17 protein-coding genes and 3 pseudogenes are annotated in these 18997 nt (G+C 37.6%); 3 read left to right on the top strand and 17 right to left on the bottom strand.

Annotation, left to right across the window (positions count from 1 at the left end; all coding sequences use genetic code 11):
• Positions 1 to 75: 75 nt before the first annotated feature.
• Both ACNS8M_RS04750 and ACNS8M_RS04745 read left to right on the top strand, forming a co-directional pair.
• Positions 76 to 177, top strand: a pseudogene (locus tag ACNS8M_RS04750) (IS481 family transposase); the annotation flags it as partial.
• Positions 178 to 301: 124 nt separating this feature from the next.
• Complete coding sequence (locus tag ACNS8M_RS04745; protein ID WP_017395738.1) at positions 302 to 544, top strand: hypothetical protein; 243 nt, start codon at positions 302 to 304, stop codon at positions 542 to 544.
• Positions 545 to 878: 334 nt separating this feature from the next.
• On the opposite strand, the gene arsH is transcribed toward ACNS8M_RS04745, so the two are convergent.
• The 11 genes and pseudogenes from arsH to ACNS8M_RS04690 form a co-directional block, all read right to left on the bottom strand.
• Complete coding sequence (gene arsH / locus ACNS8M_RS04740) at positions 879 to 1583, bottom strand: arsenical resistance protein ArsH (RefSeq protein WP_106986394.1); 705 nt, start codon at positions 1581 to 1583, stop codon at positions 879 to 881.
• A 9-nt stretch (positions 1584 to 1592) separates the two neighbouring features.
• Positions 1593 to 2633: an ACR3 family arsenite efflux transporter gene (gene arsB / locus ACNS8M_RS04735; RefSeq protein WP_419225235.1), complete on the bottom strand. Its 1041-nt coding sequence runs from the start codon at positions 2631 to 2633 to the stop codon at positions 1593 to 1595.
• 11 nt (positions 2634 to 2644) lie between these two features.
• Positions 2645 to 3115, bottom strand: coding sequence for an arsenate reductase ArsC (locus ACNS8M_RS04730; protein WP_419225234.1), 471 nt, complete (start codon positions 3113 to 3115; stop codon positions 2645 to 2647).
• Between the two features lie 6 nt (positions 3116 to 3121).
• Positions 3122 to 3442: a metalloregulator ArsR/SmtB family transcription factor gene (locus ACNS8M_RS04725; RefSeq protein ID WP_419225233.1), complete on the bottom strand. Its 321-nt coding sequence runs from the start codon at positions 3440 to 3442 to the stop codon at positions 3122 to 3124.
• 195 nt (positions 3443 to 3637) lie between these two features.
• On the bottom strand, positions 3638 to 3877 hold the full coding sequence (locus tag ACNS8M_RS04720) for a thioredoxin family protein (protein ID WP_004988479.1): 240 nt from the start codon (positions 3875 to 3877) through the stop codon (positions 3638 to 3640).
• Between the two features lie 18 nt (positions 3878 to 3895).
• Positions 3896 to 4918, bottom strand: a complete 1023-nt coding sequence (locus ACNS8M_RS04715; RefSeq protein WP_419225232.1) for a permease — start codon at positions 4916 to 4918, stop codon at positions 3896 to 3898.
• A 56-nt stretch (positions 4919 to 4974) separates the two neighbouring features.
• Positions 4975 to 5409, bottom strand: a complete 435-nt coding sequence (gene arsC, locus ACNS8M_RS04710; protein ID WP_419225231.1) for an arsenate reductase (glutaredoxin) — start codon at positions 5407 to 5409, stop codon at positions 4975 to 4977.
• 192 nt (positions 5410 to 5601) lie between these two features.
• Positions 5602 to 6831: pseudogene (locus ACNS8M_RS04705) on the bottom strand (tyrosine-type recombinase/integrase).
• Between the two features lie 130 nt (positions 6832 to 6961).
• Positions 6962 to 8106, bottom strand: a protein-coding gene (locus tag ACNS8M_RS04700) for an IS3 family transposase (RefSeq protein WP_323712719.1) whose coding sequence is annotated in 2 segments (ribosomal slippage) — positions 6962 to 7842 and positions 7842 to 8106 — 1146 coding nt in all. Because the reading frame shifts where the segments join, the coding sequence is not laid out codon by codon here.
• A gap of 301 nt (positions 8107 to 8407) precedes the next feature.
• Positions 8408 to 9571, bottom strand: coding sequence for a hypothetical protein (locus ACNS8M_RS04695; RefSeq protein ID WP_419225230.1), 1164 nt, complete (start codon positions 9569 to 9571; stop codon positions 8408 to 8410).
• Between the two features lie 13 nt (positions 9572 to 9584).
• Positions 9585 to 12461 (bottom strand): type I restriction endonuclease subunit R, encoded by a 2877-nt coding sequence (locus ACNS8M_RS04690; protein ID WP_419225229.1) that lies wholly within the window; start codon positions 12459 to 12461, stop codon positions 9585 to 9587.
• 125 nt (positions 12462 to 12586) lie between these two features.
• On the opposite strand from ACNS8M_RS04690, the gene ACNS8M_RS04685 reads away from it, so the two are divergent.
• Complete coding sequence (locus tag ACNS8M_RS04685) at positions 12587 to 13123, top strand: hypothetical protein (RefSeq protein ID WP_153389357.1); 537 nt, start codon at positions 12587 to 12589, stop codon at positions 13121 to 13123.
• A 148-nt stretch (positions 13124 to 13271) separates the two neighbouring features.
• Here the strand turns inward: ACNS8M_RS04685 and ACNS8M_RS04680 are convergent, their stop codons facing one another.
• The 6 genes and pseudogenes from ACNS8M_RS04680 to ACNS8M_RS04655 all read right to left on the bottom strand — a co-directional run.
• Positions 13272 to 14480, bottom strand: a complete 1209-nt coding sequence (locus ACNS8M_RS04680) for an IS256 family transposase (protein WP_419225228.1) — start codon at positions 14478 to 14480, stop codon at positions 13272 to 13274.
• Positions 14481 to 14553: 73 nt separating this feature from the next.
• Positions 14554 to 15192 carry a hypothetical protein gene (locus ACNS8M_RS04675; protein ID WP_419225227.1) on the bottom strand — a complete coding sequence of 213 codons (639 nt, stop codon included), beginning with the start codon at positions 15190 to 15192 and terminating at the stop codon, positions 14554 to 14556.
• 29 nt (positions 15193 to 15221) lie between these two features.
• Positions 15222 to 16313, bottom strand: coding sequence for a PD-(D/E)XK nuclease family protein (locus ACNS8M_RS04670; RefSeq protein ID WP_419225226.1), 1092 nt, complete (start codon positions 16311 to 16313; stop codon positions 15222 to 15224).
• Complete coding sequence (locus ACNS8M_RS04665) at positions 16313 to 17224, bottom strand: DUF5655 domain-containing protein (protein ID WP_419225225.1); 912 nt, start codon at positions 17222 to 17224, stop codon at positions 16313 to 16315. The genes ACNS8M_RS04670 and ACNS8M_RS04665 overlap by 1 nt, the downstream gene beginning before the upstream one ends.
• A 17-nt stretch (positions 17225 to 17241) precedes the next feature.
• The gene (locus ACNS8M_RS04660) at positions 17242 to 18090 is read right to left on the bottom strand and encodes an HNH endonuclease (protein ID WP_419225224.1); all 849 of its coding nucleotides are present in this window, start codon (positions 18088 to 18090) and stop codon (positions 17242 to 17244) included.
• Between the two features lie 47 nt (positions 18091 to 18137).
• Positions 18138 to 18887, bottom strand: a pseudogene (locus ACNS8M_RS04655) (restriction endonuclease subunit S); the annotation flags it as partial.
• Positions 18888 to 18997: the final 110 nt, after the last annotated feature.

Here is an 18997-nt window from a genome sequence, read left to right as displayed (position 1 = left end):
TGTTGGGCTGGACTTGGACTGAATAGCAACTTAAGTGTGTGATTCATAGACATCATTTCAATATAATTGGTGTCTATGAACAGAGAAATTCAACAAAGACTCGTATGGGTCAAATTATTTGAAGAGATCAATGATGCTGGCCTAGTCTGTCGGAGATGTGGCATTTCTAGATCAACATTTAGTTCAATAATACTCAATGCAGCATCTACCCCAAAGTACCCGAAATGCAACTGTCATCAATTTGTAATAAAAATCGATTATATCTCGTGTGATAATGCAACTTTTCTTTGCGAGTTTATAAATGTCAGACAAAATCAGCTTAAACTATTTAAATGAACTCATTCGTAATGCTGAGAAAAAAGATAAAAAAATTGACAAGATCTTATTAGGCTATAAGGCGTATTATTTTTTTATGTCTGACAGCGAATTCCATAAAGAAGTCACTAACTCTGCCCTTTCACCAAGTAAACGTAAATATAAAAACTATAAAATCAAAGTGACTCAGGACGAATATCAAATTGATTTAAAATTTCAGGAAAAATAAGCAGGATTGCTCTAATTCTCAGGTTTAAACTCTTTATTTATTGACAGCCATTATGATTAAAGCATCAAAAAAGACAATCTAGACATTAGATGACCTGTTGTACTTAAGATCGTTACCCGCCAATTCAACATCATCTGATACAATCAAAATAACGGTTCACGTATCCTGTGAACTCCTGTTTTCTGACCAAATAGCACTCCGATAGTGTCCTCTTAAAATTTATTGGACACTATCGTGGTATTAATGAGTTAGAAAAGTGGGGCTCAGCGGATGCTTACGATTAAACAAACGATCGAGCCATCCGTTACCCTGCTCACACCATGACGAATCAGCTTTAAAGATTACGCTGATTGACTCGTTTAGACAGTTCTTCAGCCGATTCTTTTCGCTCCGAATAACGGTTGGTCAAATAGGCACTCTGACCGCGAGTCAGCAAAGTAAACTTGTATAGCTCTTCCATTACATCAACAATACGATCATATAGCGATGAAGGCTTCATCCGTCCTTCCTCATCAAACTCCAAAAAGGCTTTAGGAACAGAAGACTGATTTGGAATCGTGATCATCCGCATCCAGCGCCCAAGAATTCGCATCTGGTTTACACTGTTAAATGACTGTGATCCACCGCTCACTTGCATCAAAGCCAATGTTTTACCCTGCGTAGCACGAATAGCTCCTGCAGCAAGTGGAATCCAATCAATCTGTGCTTTAAAGATTGAGCTCATCGAACCATGCCGCTCAGGCGAACACCAAACCATGCCTTCAGACCAAGCCAACAATTCATGCAGCTCTTTAACCTTTGGATGTTCCAGATCACCATCTTCAGGTAAAGGTAAACCTTTGGGATGAAAGATTTTAACCTCACAACCAAAACGCTCAAGAATTCGCCCAGCTTCCATCACAGCCAGGCGGCTATATGAACGTTCTCTGTTTGAGCCATATAGCAATAAGATACGTGGTGGGTGACTCAGTTCTTTAGCCTGCACTTCCGCAAAAGTTGGTGTCGGTAAAAGATCAGATTCAAGATTAGGGAGTGTCATCTTTGCCTCTTAAGAATTTGGATAATATTTTTTCTTCAGCCATAAAGCTACGCTAACCAATGCAATCAGCACGGGCACTTCAACCAATGGGCCAATAATCGTGGTAAAGGCAATCGGTGAAGCCAAACCAAAGGTAGCAATCGCAACGGCTAACGCTAACTCAAAGTTGTTACCTGCTGCGGTAAATGAAATTGCGGTGGTTTTGGGATAGTCATTCCCCATCCACTTACTCATGAAAAAGCTGACAAAGAACATCACGACAAAGTAAAGCGTCAATGGAATTGCAATCCGCAACACATCCATTGGTAAACTCACTACATCACCGCCTTTCAAGCTAAACATGGCTACAATGGTGAATAACAAGGCCAATAAGCTGAGTGGACCAATTTTGGGTAGAAACTGATTCTGATACCAGTCCAGACCTTTGGCTTTCACTAAAGATAGACGCGTCAGGAAGCCCATCAGGAATGGAATCCCCAAGTAGATAAGGACAGCATTGGCAATGGTCCAAAAATCAACATTGATGACATTCCCTTCTATCCCAAAAAGTGGCGGCAGATAGGTCAGGAAGAACCAGGCATAACTACTAAAGAATAGAATCTGAAAAATGCTGTTAAATGCGACCAATGCAGCACCGTATTGATTGTCCCCGCATGCTAGGCCATTCCAAATCAGTACCATGGCAATACAACGCGCCAAGCCAATCAGAATCAGACCTGTCATGTATTCTGGGTAATCACTCAGGAAGACTATCGCCAATACAAACATCAGCACTGGCGCAATCAGCCAGTTCTGAATCAGAGAGAGCGCTAATGTTTTTTTATCCTGAAATACTTTGGGCAAAGCTGCATAATCTACTTTGGCTAATGGTGGATACATCATCAAAATCAAACCAATCGCAATTGGCAAGTTGACTGAATTTACACTCATTGCATCCAATGCGACGGATGCTTGTGGAAATACCACCCCAATCGCAACTCCCAATGCCATAGCCACAAAAATCCATAGCGTCAGGTTGCGATCCAAAAAGGATAATCCTGGTTTAGACATGATCTGCTCGCTTAAAGATGGGAAATTTGATTAATTTCAGCAATAAGCTGAGGACGGCTCATGTGATGGGTATCTAATGCAAAAAGTGCATCTAAGCGTTTGTTGATATGTTCTACAGTACTTAAAAATGCATGTAATTTTTCTTGTTCAGGCAAATCTAAATGTGATGGATCTGATAGACCCCAATGTGCTTTGATTGCTCCTCCTAAATACAATGGACAAGCTTCTTGTGCTGCCGCATCACACACGGTGATGACGACATCGGGCTGATACTGTTCACAGGCATCAATCGTTTTACTCGACAAACCTTCGGTAGACAACCCTAGGTTCTGTAAAGTCTGAATGGTTAACGGATGAACTTGACCAGAAGGTTTACTTCCAGCGCTATAAGCTACCCAACCTTCAGGCGCTCGACTATTAAACAGAACTTCAGAAAGAATACTGCGACAACTGTTACCCGTGCACAGAAACAAAAATTTCATGAAAACTTACTCGCAATGGCTCTGTATCGATAGAGCTGAGGGATCAAATAACACGGGAACATTGCTACGTTTAAGTGTATTCAGAATTTCAAAGCACCATTCAGGTAGTTGTGGGTTAATACTGTAATACACCCACTGCTTTTGCCGACGGTCATTCAGCAAACCACTTGATCTTAACAGGGCTAAATGCCGTGAAATTTTTGGTTGGCTTAACTGGAGTTTATCTGTCAAATTACAAACACACTGCTCTTCATTTTCTGCAATAAGCATGACAATACTGAGACGTGTTTCATCAGATAAACATTTAAAAAACTGAACGTGGTCCATAACTGCTCCCATTCTATTATGCAAATATACACATATCCATATATTCAGTAAAGAGTACTCATTATAAAAGTATACCCATATCTGTATATGCTTGCCAGAACGGGAAAAATTTAAAACTTCTTAATATCTCAAGACACAGATAAAAAAAGACCCGTGGCTTATGCCACAGGTCTTTTTACAGTTTTCCACATACACTTATTTATTTTTTTCAATCAACTCCACAATGGCTTGTGGTTCCAAAACTTTGCCACTTGAAACGATTTGATTATCTATGATCAGACCTGGCGTACTTAACAACCCTGTTTCAGCAATTTGCATCATATCAGTTACATATTCAATTTCTGCCTGAACACCCGTGCTTTTTACAGCTTCTTCAGTTGCAGCCAATAAGGCTTTGCATTTACGACAACCTGTTCCTAAAACTTTAATTTGCATCTTTATTCTCCACACTTTTTATAAAAACCAATAACCCAAAGTATTCAGGGTATAACCAACAATCAAGATTCCCACAAAAACGATCCCTACAAACAGGCTCAATAAACGGGTTTTCACCACTTGTTTTAACAAGATTAGCGATGGCAGAGAAAGTGCGGTGACCGCCATCATAAACGCTAAAACCGTCCCCAAGCCAACGCCTTTAGTCACAAGTGCTTCTGCAATCGGCAAGGTGCCAAATATATCCGCATACATTGGCATTCCCACAATCGTAGCAATCAGTACGGAATACCAGTGTTCCTGACCAAGTAAGGCGGTAATCCACTGCTCAGGAATCCAGTTATGAATTGCCGCACCAATCCCGACACCTATCAAGACATAAAGCCAGACCTTACTAAAAATGTCTGTCACCTGTTCCCAAGCAAATGTACGCCGCTCTTTTGCAGTCATGCTGAAATCTTCATCTTCGCCTGAGATTGTTTGATGATGAGTCACAAATTCAGCCACATACTTTTCCATTTTCAAGTAGCTGATTAATGACCCACCGATGACTGCCAGCACTAATCCAAGTAACACATAGACCAATGCAATTTTCCAGTTAAAGATACTCGCCAATAAAATAATTGAAGCTAAGTCAACAAGTGGTGATGAAATCAGAAAGGAAAAAGTGACGCCTACCGGTAGTCCTGCACGAGTAAAACCAATAAACAACGGAATCGAAGAACATGAACAAAATGGCGTAATAGTACCGAGTAATGCCCCCATGATATTGGCTTTGATTCCTGTCATCCGACCTAAAATCAGCCGAGTACGTTCTGGAGGGAAATAGCTTTGAATATAAGATAATGTATAGATCAACACTGAAAGCAGAATAAAGATCTTGAATACATCATAAATAAAGAAATGGACACTACCACCCAACCGGGTTGCAACGGATAAACCAAATACATTTTCAACAAACCAGCACACCCCATCCGAGAGCCAGGTCATTTTAAGTAGAACATCATTTAACCAAGCAAAAATTGCGACAACGTTCTCCATTTAGATCTCCTGCTCTACACTGATACAAAGTCCAACAGCGTTAGGGGTTTCACCTTTTATTTTAAGCGTCTGCCTTGCTCATCAATGATGACTTCACCATCTTCTTTAACGAAAGCTTTTAATTGCGGCAAAGGTAGAATATCTAGCACTACTTCAGATGGGCGACATAAACGAGTGCCCAAATCTGTCACGACCAAAGGACGGTTAATCAGGATGGGATGTTCAAGCATAGCATCAAGCAATTGCTCATTTGTCCAGTTCGCATCGTCTAAATTAAGTTCAGTATAAGCATCTACATTTTTGCGTAACACATCACGAACACTTAAACCAGAGTCCTGAATCATTTTAATCAGCTGATCTTTTGATGGTGGCGTAATCAGATATTCAATTACTTCTGGTTCGATCCCCGTGTTGCGAATAAGCGCCAAAGTGTTACGAGACGTGCCACAGGCAGGATTATGGTAAATTTGAACTTTTGGTATTTGATCCATGAAAAAACAGCTCGAAGAAAATGATAGCTTAATTATATATGAATATACGGATATTCATAATATCAAATGTCATATATTATTAAAAATGTGTACAACTTGGCTCTATCAGACTCTACATAAAAAACAGACTAACCGCTTATCTTCTACTTTTTATATTGTTTTTAATGGAAGATGACCATTTAAGCTTACTGATCAATCCGTAGCCTTATTCATTAACTGATCTAAATAATCAGACCATGCTTGCATCATCACTGTACGCTCTTCTAAATACTTTGTACGGTTGTATGCTCTTCCGTGCATGTCACGAACCTGATGAGCTAGTTGCTGTTCAATCCGCTCAATTGGAAATTTTAGAACCTCGTCTAATAATGTTCTTGCAGTCGCTCTAAAGCCATGACCTGTCGTCTCACCATTTTCAAAACCATATTGCTTTAAACGCTTGTTAATAGTTGACTCACTAATCGTTTTAGACTGATCTCACATCGATACAAAGCAATACTCGGTATAACCTGTCATCTGGTGTAATTCTTTAAATAAGGTTATTACTTGATCTGACAGAGGAACAATATGCTGTAATGCTGTCTGATTCTTCGTCTTAGGAGGAGTGTATTTCCAAACTCGATTTTCAAAATCAATGTCTGCCCACTTCGCCCCTCTTAATTCTCCTGGACGTACAAAAACATGTGGTAATATTTTGACGGCATAATCTATCGCGATATCACCACGGCCAACACTATTATAAATATTCCTTAATAACTGTCCTAACAGCTGCTCATCTGTGATCGCAGATCTATGCTTGGTTTTACCAACTTTTAAAATCCCACTGATTTGGTCTGCCACATTAAATTGGCATAAGCCTAAAGCAATCGCATAACGAAAGACTTGGGATGCTTTGCTTCTCATGCGCTTTGCAGAATCTGTCTTACCTTGCCTTTCGTATATACGACACACTTCTAAAATTTGCGATGGTGTAATACTGTCTATCGGATAATCTCCAATTGCAGCATACAACTTATCCCAAACAAATTGATTCCTTCGCTGAGTGCTAGGCTCCAACTCTTCTGTTTTACGATATTCATTTGCGATTAGCTTAAAAGTATTTTTTTTATGCGTTATTTCAGCTTCTCGTTTTTTCTGCATGGCAGGATCAATATTCTGAACAAGCTGTTCTCTGAACTCGCCTCGTTTTGCACGTGCTGATGCTAATGTACAGCTTGGATAAACACCAATTGCGATAGTAGCTCTTTTCTTTGTAATTGGGCGAACATAATCAAAGCGCCAATATGCCCCACCTTTTGTATCTAATAACAGATAAAGGCCGCCACCATCTGAAAGCTTAATATTTTTTTCAGATGATTTCTTTTGCATTGATATTGCTGATTTAATTTTTGAGTCAGTAAGACTAACAACGAGTTTAGGCATCTTTTTACGGTATATTTTTGCAAGAAACGGGATATACCGTAAAAAATACCGTAAAACTTTACGGTATCCAGAGGTGGTCCCACTTGTTTGAACAACTAAAAGCGTATTTATAAGTGATATTCCGCTCTAGTTAAGCCACCTTGTTTTGTTGGGGTAGCTGATCATAGTAAAACTCATTTGGTGTCAATTTGTCTAGACTCGAATGAGGTCGTTTCAAATTATAAAACTCAAAATATGCACTCAATTGCTTTTTCGCATCTGTGACACTGCTATAAGCTTTGAGATACACCTCTTCATATTTAACGCTCCGCCATAATCGTTCAACCATCACATTATCTACCCATCGACCTTTACCATCCATACTGATTTGAATGCCATTTGATTTCAATACATCAATAAATCCATCACTGGTGAACTGACTGCCTTGGTCTGTATTCAATATTTCAGGTGATCCATATTTTTCAATCGCTTCATTTAAAGCCGAAATACAAAAATCCACCTCCATACTAATCGATACCCTATGTGCAAGTACCTTGCGGCTATGCCAATCAATCACAGCACATAAATAAACAAAGCCTTTTGCCATAGGGATATACGTTATATCCGTAGACCACACTTGATTACTGCGCTGAATAGCCAATCCTTTGAGCAGATATGGATATTTACGGTGAGCTTGATTAGCCTGGCTTAAATTTGGTTTGCAATATAACGCCTGAATACCCATTTTCTTCATTAAAGTACGTGTATGACGTCGTCCTATATGATGCCCTTGACGATTCAACAAATCACGCATCATACGACTGCCTGCAAAAGGATATTGCATATGTAATTCATCAATACATCGCATCAGTTTCAGATCTGATGAGCTAACAGGTTTTGGGCGATAATAATAACAACCACGAGAGACTTTCAGTAACTTAGCCTGTTTAGATACTGAAATCTGAAGTGAGTGATCGATTAACTTTTGTGGTTGAAGCGGCCCAGTTTCTTCAACACACCTTCTAAAAAATCAATTTCTAATGCCTGCTCACCGATTTTTGCATGTAACTTTTTAAGATCAATGGGGGGTTCTGATGGAGCTTTTGATTGATCGAAAGCTTGCGAGGAAGCTGAGATCAATTGATTTTTCCAGTCAATAATTTGGTTTTGATGAACATCAAACTCAGAACTCAATTCAGCAAGTGTTTTTTCTGCTTTGATCGCAGCAAGTGCTACCTTAGCTTTAAAGTCGTTTGAATGATTTCTTCTTGGTCTACGTGCCATAAAATACTCCATATATTGATGTTTATAACATCATTTGAGGAGCAGAATATCACTTATAGGAGTTGTTCAAATTTCCGGATCCATCTCTTCCTAAAACGCCTTCGGACATTATCGGACAATAGAAGTACGTAAGCTATTTATTTTTAATGATTTTCGTATTTCTTCGGATGAGGTAAAACAGTGAAATGGTGCGCTCAGCGGGGATGGAGTCTACAATATAAGATATTGTTTATACTGAATAACTTTGAAAATAAATTTAAATGTATCCTTATTTATATCCTTATTATCAAACACACCTTTAATTGCTTATATTTTAATCAAACAGTAATTCAAGGTTTCTATTGCTGTCAATCGTCAATCTAGCAACATATTTTACTTCAGTATTCGTATCATTTATCAACCCTAAAGCGCATTGGTAGTGTTCAGCACAAACCTTTCTAACTTCAGGTTCTTCATCTTTCATTAGTTGAATAGCACCAGAATAATATTGAGCACAAGCTTTACGAATTTCTATATCATCATCTGTGACTAGCATTTTTGCAAAATCTTCATCTACTGCAACACATGCCTTTCTAACTTCCGAATCACAATCATTAATCAAGATAGTTGCAATATGGTAGTTATTAAATTCTTTCAAGGCTTCTAATTTTAGCTTTGTATTCTGACTTTCTAGAATCATGGATCGAGCATGCTCTGCTATAGCATCATCTTCATCATCTATTAATCGAATTGCACAGCTTTCATAAAGCTGAACACATGCTGACCTTACATCCCAATCATCTAAATGATCATCTAGTATCTGAAGTGCCAAGTCTTCATCTATACGACATAGCCTAACTAACTCTTCTGCATCTAAACAATACCAATCATTTTCTTCAAGTAGTGTTTCAATACATGTACTTTGGATTTCTGTGTCTTCATCATCAATTAGAGCTAAAGCAAAATCTCGTGAACTTTGAGCACATAAGAGTCGAAGTTGTTTTATTTCTGACTCCAAACACTCTTCAGCAAATTGTTCATCCTCATCAATTTCATTTCGCAAAATTTCAGAAGCGATAGCCTGTAATCCAATATCCTCAGAGCTAATTAACTCTGACGCAACTGTTCTTAGAATATCTGTATCCTCTTCATCCGCTTTAAGAATTAAAGGGTAACAGTACTTCCAATTCAAACATGCCCATCGAACATCCACATCTTCATCTCGATATAGATAACGAGCACAGGACTCCCATTTCTCTGCACATACAGAACGAACCATCGCATCTTCATCTGAAATAAGCTTTAAAGCTAAAAACTCATAATGAATGGCACATAATTGTCTAATTTCTGCATCTTCATCATTAATCAGTATCTGTGCAAAGATTTCACTTTTTGAAATACATCGTTTTTTAATTTCTTTATCAAAATAAGAAAGATATTTACTCGCTGTTATTGGATCAGTAAGTAAAGCATCTACTTGAGCATCAATATTCTTCATAGCCATTACCTACTCAAAGCCCCGTATAAAAAGTCTGAATAAACTTTCTTGTCTTATCCCATAGTTGGTTAAAGACATTTTCACGTTCAAACAGCTTCACTTTAAAGTTTGGCAAGTCTTTAAGTTCTTCTTTTCTCGGTAAACGCTTAGTGAACTCATAATTATCCAAAACTGTTTTCATTACTTCAGGCTTTAGATTTTCTTGTTCACACAAATGCTGGTATGCCTGTTCCTTCTGCACATCCCAATACTCTGCAAAGGCATCTTTGACACTTTGCCCATTGAGCATTTTTGGCATGTTTTCCTCGATGAACTTATTAATCAGTTCTTGCTTGTCATGTAGAGTTACGTCCCCACCAATAAGATCATGGATTTGAGCTTTATACTTCTGACGTTTTTCATCCGTATCAGCATTGACCATCATCTGGAGCAGATTCAGGATATAGCCCACATTGATACGATCACTGTGCAATAAATCAAGTTGGAAATCGACATCATCTAATACAGAGACTTTTTCTTTTTTGGTGGTCTTTCTCACCTCACGGCATAGATCACTATACTTGGATGCAAAATTTGCAAAATGCTGTTTATCTAACGCCGTAACATCTTGGTCATAATCCACAAAAGTCTGTAGCTGAGCGTTGTAACGCATTACCTCACGGAATGCCTTAATAAACTCTAATTGAGCTTCTTCTGTGATCAGCGTATCAACCGACTTATAGTCTGGTGTCAAAGCCAATAGCTTAGCGACAGCATTCTCATAATCATTTTTGATTTCATCAAAGCTCGGCACAAGGACAATTTTCTTGGCATCTTTATTTGAAAAAAGTGCCAATGCTTCATCCGTTGCTCGTTTTAGATTACGGAAACACACGATATTGCCAAAAGGTTTCTTATCATTGAATACTCGATTGGTACGTGAAAAAGCCTGAATCAGCCCATGGTATTTAAGGTTCTTGTCTACATACAGCGTATTCAACGGTTTTGAGTCAAAGCCTGTTAAGAACATATTAACTACAAGCAAAATATCAATCTGCTTTTTCTTCACTCGGTCAGCAATATCACGGTAATACGCATAGAAACGATCACCAGAGTTAAAGTTTGTGCCAAAATGCTCATTGTACTGACTGATATAGCGATCTAGCTTATCTCTGCTCGATTGATTCACCTGTGATGGGATATCAGCACTCTCTTCATCAATCAGCCCATTCTGCCCCTCTACAGGTACAGCTTCATTGGCTGAATATGAAAAGATCGTTGCAATGGTTAAAGGCTTAAATAATCGACCTTGCTCTTCATCCTCAATTTTCTTTTCAGCTTGGACTTTTTCAAATAACTCATAGTATTGAGTCAAAGTATCTACGGAGCTGACACAGAACATTGCCGTAAATTCACGATCTTTGGTTTTCTTGTCGTGTGTATTCACGATATAACGAGCAATCATTTCCAAGCGTTGAGGATTGTCATACAGCTCTTTGGTATCAATACCTTCTACATCTTCATCGTATTGATCATTGGTCTGCATACCTTTCGCCGTGTACTTGCCACGATAATCAATCTGGAACTGCAACACGTTACGGTCACGAATCGCATCAACAATCACATACTTATGTAGGCACTCATTAAACAAGTAGTCTGTTGTGAGTTTTAAGCCTGCTTTCGATAAGCTATTTTCTTCAAAGATTGGTGTTCCTGTGAAGCCAAACATCTGAGCATTTTTAAAGAATTTTTTAATGTTCTGATGGGTTTCACCAAATTGGCTTCGATGACACTCATCAAAGATAAAAACGACTTTTTTCTCTTTGAGGTAATCAATATATTCTAAGTAGCGGTCTGTACTGATTGCCTTATTGAGCTTTTGGATTGTGGTGACAATGAGCTTATCGTGACGTTGATCGAGTTGATTCACCAAGGTCGAGGTATTATCCGTACTATCCACACTTTCAGCTTTAAAAGCATTAAATTCCCTTGCGGTTTGCGTATCTAAATCATTACGGTCTACAACAAATAGAACTTTCTCGACATCAGGCATCTGCATAATGATTTGACTGGCTTTAAATGAGGTCAGCGTTTTACCTGAACCTGTCGTGTGCCAAATATAGCCATTCTGCTTGGTATTTCTAACCTGCTCTACAATCTTCTCTACGGCGTAAATTTGATACGGGCGTAAGACCATGAGTTCTTTAGACGTCTCATGGATCACCATAAACTGTGTCAGCATTTTGGTGAGATGCTGTTTATTTAAAAACACCTCAGCAAAGTCGACCACTTCATTGATATGTTGATTATTGATATCTGCCCATGGGAAGGTGAAATCAATATGTTTTGTGCCATTGGAGTAGTAACGAGTATTTGCGCCGTTGCTGATAATAAAAAGCTGAATAAAGCGGAATAGTCCCTGTCCTGCCCAATAAGCTTCTCTGGTATATCTTTGAGTTTGATTAAATGCTTCGGCAATCTCCATGCCTCGCTTTTTTAGCTCAATTTGTACGATAGGTAGACCATTTACTAAGAGCGTGACATCAAAACGGCTAGTACGCCCATTATGGTCACGGTGATCTACTGTAATTTGATTAGTGACCTGATAGCTGTTCTTATTTGGATCATCCGATAAGAAATAAATATGCTTACTTGTACCATCATCAAATTTGATAGGGAACTGATCACGGAGCTTCTTGGCACGTTCAAATACTGTGCCATTATTTAAAAAGCTAATGACTTGCTTCCACTCTGCTTCAGACAGTGGTGATAGTCCGTTTGCTTTTTCAAGTTGGGATTTGAGATTAGCCAATAGCTGAACTTCATCCTTAATAATGACTCTGCTAAACCCTAAGCTTTCTAGTTGTGCTATGAGTTCATTTTCAAGTTGTTGTTCACTTTGTGCTGTCATTTAACCCTCAAATCTTATATAAAATACTTGTATAATTAATAATTTATGAAAAGATTATATCTTTAATTTTTTTTGTATAAAAGTTGAATAACACTTAAGTATAAAAGTATTTTTAGGGGAATCTCATGGATGGATACAACATCTATAATATAGGTCTATTCATAGGCTTTAGCATTATCATCATTGGTATTTTTTTGGGAGCAGGCAAAAACCGTACTATCATTGTATTCAAAGATTATGATGATCTGGGACTCACTTTTCTTATTCCTACTTCTTTTTTCGGTATTATTTTTATTTTCCACATGTTTGGCGGAAGCCCTAAGTTCAGCCTACCACTTGCTTCCATTGTATCTTTTATTCTGTTCTGCATCATGGTTAGAAATAGTTATATCGATAATGATCGTGTCATTTGGAAATTACTCATGGCATTAGTAACCAAATTACCATTAGCCTTTTTATGGGTAATTAACCTTATCTCACTTATCAAGCCAAGTGGTCAAACTGCAAAACAACGACGTGAAAGTCGTGCAAACGCACTTCTTATTTTAGCTATTATCACGCCCATTATTGGGCTTCTAGTTGCGGATAAATCTGGTGAATTATTTAATCCAAAACAATGGATTAAAGGCAAGCGTGTTGGAAATATTCGAAACCATATGTAAAAAAATCCCTGCTTAAGCAGGGATTTTTTTAGTAATCGTTTAAGTTACTGATATCAACCAATGGTGGCTCGGGTGAATACATTCCATTCGCAAATAATCCGAGAATCCATTTAGTGGAGGGTGTAAATAATTCTGTGTAAATGTGGTTTTAAAAATACTTGGTTACACGTTCTTCAAACATGATACTAAAACGATTCATGGCAGCTTTCCAATTCTGAATGGGCATCGTCCATTTTTTGCTTGCTGCCATAATCGCTAAATATACCACTTTTTTCACAGAATCATCGGTTGGGAAGATTTTTCTTTTCTTGGTGGCATGGCGAATGACACTGTTCAAGGATTCAATTGCATTGGTGGTATAAATCGCCTTGCGAATGTCCATTGGATAGGCAAAGAACGTGTTGAGATTCGACCAGTTGGCAAGCCATGATTTACTGATTTGAGGATATTTATCGTCCCACTTTTGACCAAATTCATCCAGGGCTTGCAGGGCTGCATCTTCGGTAACAGATTGATAAACTTTCTTTAAATCGGCAGTAACAGCTTTGTAGTCTTTCCAGCTCACATATTTCAAGCTATTGCGTACCATGTGGATAATACACAACTGGATATGAGTGTCAGGGTAAACTGTATTGATTGCATCAGGGAAGCCTTTTAAGCCATCTACACACGCAATTAGAATGTCTTTCACACCTCGATTCTTGAGTTCGGTTAAAACCGATAACCAGAATTTAGCCCCCTCGTTTTCTGCTATCCATAACCCCAATAGTTCTTTATGCCCCTCTGTATTGACACCCAATGCAAGAAATACAGCCTTATTGATGATAGTATTATCCTGACGTACCTTGACCACGATGCAGTCTAAATACACGATAGGATACAAGGCATCCAAAGGGCGACTTTGCCATTCTTTGACTTGTTCTATAACTGCATCTGTCACCTTGGAAATCAGGGTGGGTGACACATCTGCATCATACATTTCCTTGAATGTAGCAACAATGTCCCGAGTCGTCATACCTTTGGCATAGAGGGATAAAATCTGGCTATCCATTTGCGTGATACGGGTCTGATTTTTCTTGATAAGCTGTGGCTCAAATGTACCCTCACGATCTCTAGGGGTATCTAGTTCAAACTCACCATCATCAGTCAGTAGACGCTTCGTTGTGTAACCATTGCGAGCATTTTTGCCTGTTCGTGGGCTATTCTTTTCGTAACCTAAATGGTCGGTGAGTTCCGCATTAAGGGCAGTTTCAACAGTCAATTTCTTTAAAGCCCGACTAAAATTATTGAGATCGGCTTCGGTTTTTAGGTTCTTGGCTAACTCTTTAGCGAGTGCCAACATTGCTTCATCTTTCATGGTAAACACCTTTTGTTTGACCCCAACAACGTTGGGGGGTAGTTTAAGCGTTTACACAGTTTTATTTACAGTCTCATTTAGTGATAAAGAAGATAATAATTGCTGCAAGCCCTGACAAACCAAATATATAGTTACCTGCTTCATAGAACACAAAGTTACTGTAGTCTTTAAACAATTGAGCTGCTCCGACTTTATAGTCATTACATAAAAATTCAAATACTAAAGCCCAAGCAACAAAGCCTAGAATCCCTCCTAAGCCTTTTGCTGCCCATCCATGAAACTCTTTCCATCTACTTTGTGGTAAATACTCTAAATATTCTTTAGTCTCTTTCAGGCTTTGCCATTCAGGAACAATATCATCTAAACGATCCTGTACCTGCTTACCCACTTTACTTTTACGACTGAAGTTACCATTTGCATTAATTGAAACTCTATTTCGTCTTGCTAGGCTGTGCAATTCTTCAATTTCGTCATCATAAACAATCCAGCTTTCATAGCTTCTCAAGAACTGTTGTTTCTCTTCTTCATCAAGCCAGAAGTCTGAATAGTTTTTATTTATTTTTTGATATTTGAAATAGAACTTCAAAATGAAGAACAATCCATATAACAGTATAAATATTGGTGAAACGGAAACAACAAATAGCACAAGGATAAAACCAAAATATAAAATTGCTGCACCACCAGATTGATCATTCTTTTTACGCCGTGCCATATCTTCCCCTCAATATTTATCTATTTAATTTATCGTAAAGTCTTTTCTATCTGATCTAGTAACCTTGCTTTTTCAAGTATTAACTTTTCAATTGCTTCAAAAGTTGGTTCAGGTGAATCCCAATAAATACATAACCAACGTTCAGCTCCACCCTTATATTTTTCTATTTTCCAATTTCTTAAACGTGAATCTTCATGACAGTTTAAGATTTGAAACGCCTCTTCTTGTAACTCTTCAGATAAATTTAAAATATAGGTTGTTACCCCAAAAATTGTTTCACCTTTATGTTCGCGAATATGCAAAGTTGTATTTGTTAAATTGCCCCATGCATGATTATAAAAACGGATGCCACCCCATGACTCATATTTGGTAAAAGAGGCATAATTGTCGATCATTAGATTCAATTGCTGGCTAATTTTTTCAACAACTTCTTTAATCGTATTGGTCTTGAGCTTCTGTAATTCTTGAATCTCTTGGTAATGATCAAAAATAAATTGGACACGGTTCATATCTAAGTTCTGTATTTTGTAATAGCTTTCAAAATGAAGTAAGAATTCACGAGCAAATAGGTTCCATTTATTCATGGGATGACTGAGCATCTGCTCCGCCAAATATGGACGTACCGCATTTACCAATTGTTGATAAGAAATACCATACCAATTTGTAGCTTCGCTTTTCCCTGAAATGCTCAGAATAAGCCCTAAAATCTTTTTCCCTCTTGCACGACTATCCGCATATTTCTCATAGTCATGGAATGGGTTATTTTGGTGATGATAGATCTTCGCTTCAACGAGCAATAGATGTGAGTCAGTTTCCAATATCAGGTCAATACGATTACCGCTATGCGTTACACATTCACGTTCTAAACGTTCAATTTGACCCATTGAAACGTCTGTATCCTTCTTTAGCTCCGCCTGAACGACATCGGCAAAGCCTTTCCAAAAGACATCTCCCAACTCGTGAGATTCTTGCGGATTTAAGAAGAACTCTAATAGCTCAGTCGTTGGATTTTCATAATGATTACGGATCGCCGTATCAAAGAAAGTCTTTTCTCGAGGCTGTTTTTTAAATTTCTTAGCAGACTCAAGTAAATCTTTAAAGTGCTCAATTCTTATATTCATTACTTCAATACTTGTTTAACTAAGCTAAGGATATATTCTAAGTTTTCTGTATTTGTAACGACAATTTCACAGTCACCACTTCCATGATGATCTACTCCTGTCATATCTTTGACTAATCCTTTAGGATCATCTATTTCATTGTACTTTCTATTCAAATACATCTTGATTTGATTCTTCCTGATTGAGAAATACACTAAATTTTTATTATTGACTTGAAAGGCGATATAGACTTTTTTAACATTCAGTTCAAAGTTTGAAGAGAGATTCAAAACAGAATCTCTGAACTTTTCATATAACTCTCTAATATCATCAGACTTATCACTTAAATGATGCTCTTCATCATATTGTTGGATTTCTTTGGCAATTTTTTGAATTTGCTCTGACTCAATTTTTTGCACTTGTTTAATCGACGGAGCTGACTTCGCTTTTTGCAAAGGATTTACTGAAATAATACCATCCTGATAACGTTTAATTTCCCAAAGTTCAATACCTAAGTCTTTAAAGTTTGTAGATTGCTTTTGGAAGTCTGTAAAGCTTGGAGAAACAAACATAATACGGCTTTGTGACCAATCCACATCTTGGCGTTTCAAAGGCTTATCTTGAGTTTCATTGTATTCAACAATGAAGTCTGCCTTGTACTCAAGCATTAGGTTCAGATATGAAACACCTTGATCAATCACGCTGTAATTGCGTTCACGCTTGTATTCAATAATCACAAATGCCTGACTTTCAGGATCAAATGCCAGCGTATCTATCCGATTACTCTTAATCGTAAATTCTGACTTAACGAATATAAGCCCCGTAAATTCAGTTAAATTCTGCTCAAATAAGGTCTGAATCTCTCGTTCTAAGCGAAAAGGTTGTTCCACCAGTTCAACTAAGTTATTTGTTTGGCTTTGATAAAGTTGCATTAAAAATCTCGAGTTTTTTATTCTTCAAAAGTTTGTCTAAGCGGATTCTTCAAATGCTCTTTAAAGTAACGCTTTAAATCGTCAATACTGATCGATTCACCATCTTTAGTCTTGTGCAACATGGCATGACAATTTGGGCATACAGGTCGTAGATCCTCTTTAGGATCGACTTCATATTCTTCACCAATTTCATGTAAAGCTTTTACATGATGAACATGAATAAAATCTTTAGCAAATTCGCCGTAAACATGCTCAAAACTCATGGTACAGACGTAACAACGTGATCCATATATTTGTAGGCACTTTGCTCTTGCTTCAGGATTACGCTCATATTTATTAACTACAACGGTTTTTTTTGCACCTTCTGGAAATATTGAATCACTCACATTAACTTCATCAGGATAAGTATTTAGATCATCGCTAATTGCAAAAAAACTATTTGCATGATTGAAGATTTTTTTATACTTCTCGATCACACGAATGTCTTTTGAGCTGTCAGAAACTCTACCTTGAAATCTATCTTTTTTTTCAATGAATCCTTTTTTAATAAGATAGTCTCTAGAAAGCTCATATCGATCAACTTTATTTAGTTTACTAAGAACTATAAATTCACCAGAGTAATCATGAAAGTCGCTTACGTTGACCCAATATTTAATTTGCTCAGGAGGTACTTCTACTTTCGATGCAAAACCTGCCACTTGATATAGATACATAATCTTAGCTTTAGGTTTTGTCACATATATATATAGTAAGTCTCCAATCTCGTGTTTAAAGCTACGCTTTACCCAATAAATATCTAAAAGATCTTCATAGGCTTGATGAATTTTATAGACCCCTTCATCTACAGACATTAACCAATTCGCCATTTTACAACCTCTTGCTTCCCCCTCGTTAAATGGAGAGGGAAAATCTTTTAAACAAACATCTGCTGTAACAAGCCTTTTTTCCACTGTTTCGCTTGTTTAATTTGCTGTGCCACCACTTCAATTTTTTGGTCAATGGCAGATAGAAAATTAGCGATTTTCGTTTGTTCTTCTAGGCAGGGATAACCAATTTCATAATCCTGAATTTGCTTCCCACTTATATGAGGAATACCCGAGCTAGTTTTAACTTGATCCACATATCTATAAAATTCTTTTGATATGATCCATTGATAAACGTATTGAATGTTTGTTTTCTCTTTTTCACGTAAAATACAAACACGCTGAACAAGCAAAGAACCAGCATCTTTTTCTGTGACAAAAGCAGAATTACGTCCTACTTTGGAACCATCCATACTCAAAACAATATCGTTAACTTTGACAAAATATTTTTCTAATTTAGAAATGTCTCTGAGAAAGAAACGATCAAGCTCGAATGAGTGTCTAATATGGTGCTCCCCAATATTAATCCCTCGCATTAGAGGAATACCGCTACTATCCTCAACCATTTCTTTACTATCAAAAGGATAGCCAAAAATTGTTTCTGTAATAGCACCTATTTTCGCTTTCTGCCACTCCCCAAATTCACTACCATCATCCACTTTAAAACGAATCTGCTGACTAAATAGCTTTTGCATCATGCCCTGTTTGTATTGGCTGAGCAGTTCATGTTTTTGTGTCAATTGGCTAATCTTTTCATCCACAGCGGAAAGAAAAGAAGCGATTTTGGTTTGTTCTTCTTTGGATGGAATATTGATTGAAAGATCTTTAATAATTCCAGCACTTAGATTTTTTTGACCACCATCATTACTCAAATCACGTATTTCATCATAACGATTCATTAAGTTCTGAA

The organism is Acinetobacter sp. A2, from assembly GCF_048537555.1.
Lineage (GTDB): Bacteria > Pseudomonadota > Gammaproteobacteria > Pseudomonadales > Moraxellaceae > Acinetobacter.
This window is presented reverse-complemented; position numbering and strand designations above follow the sequence as displayed.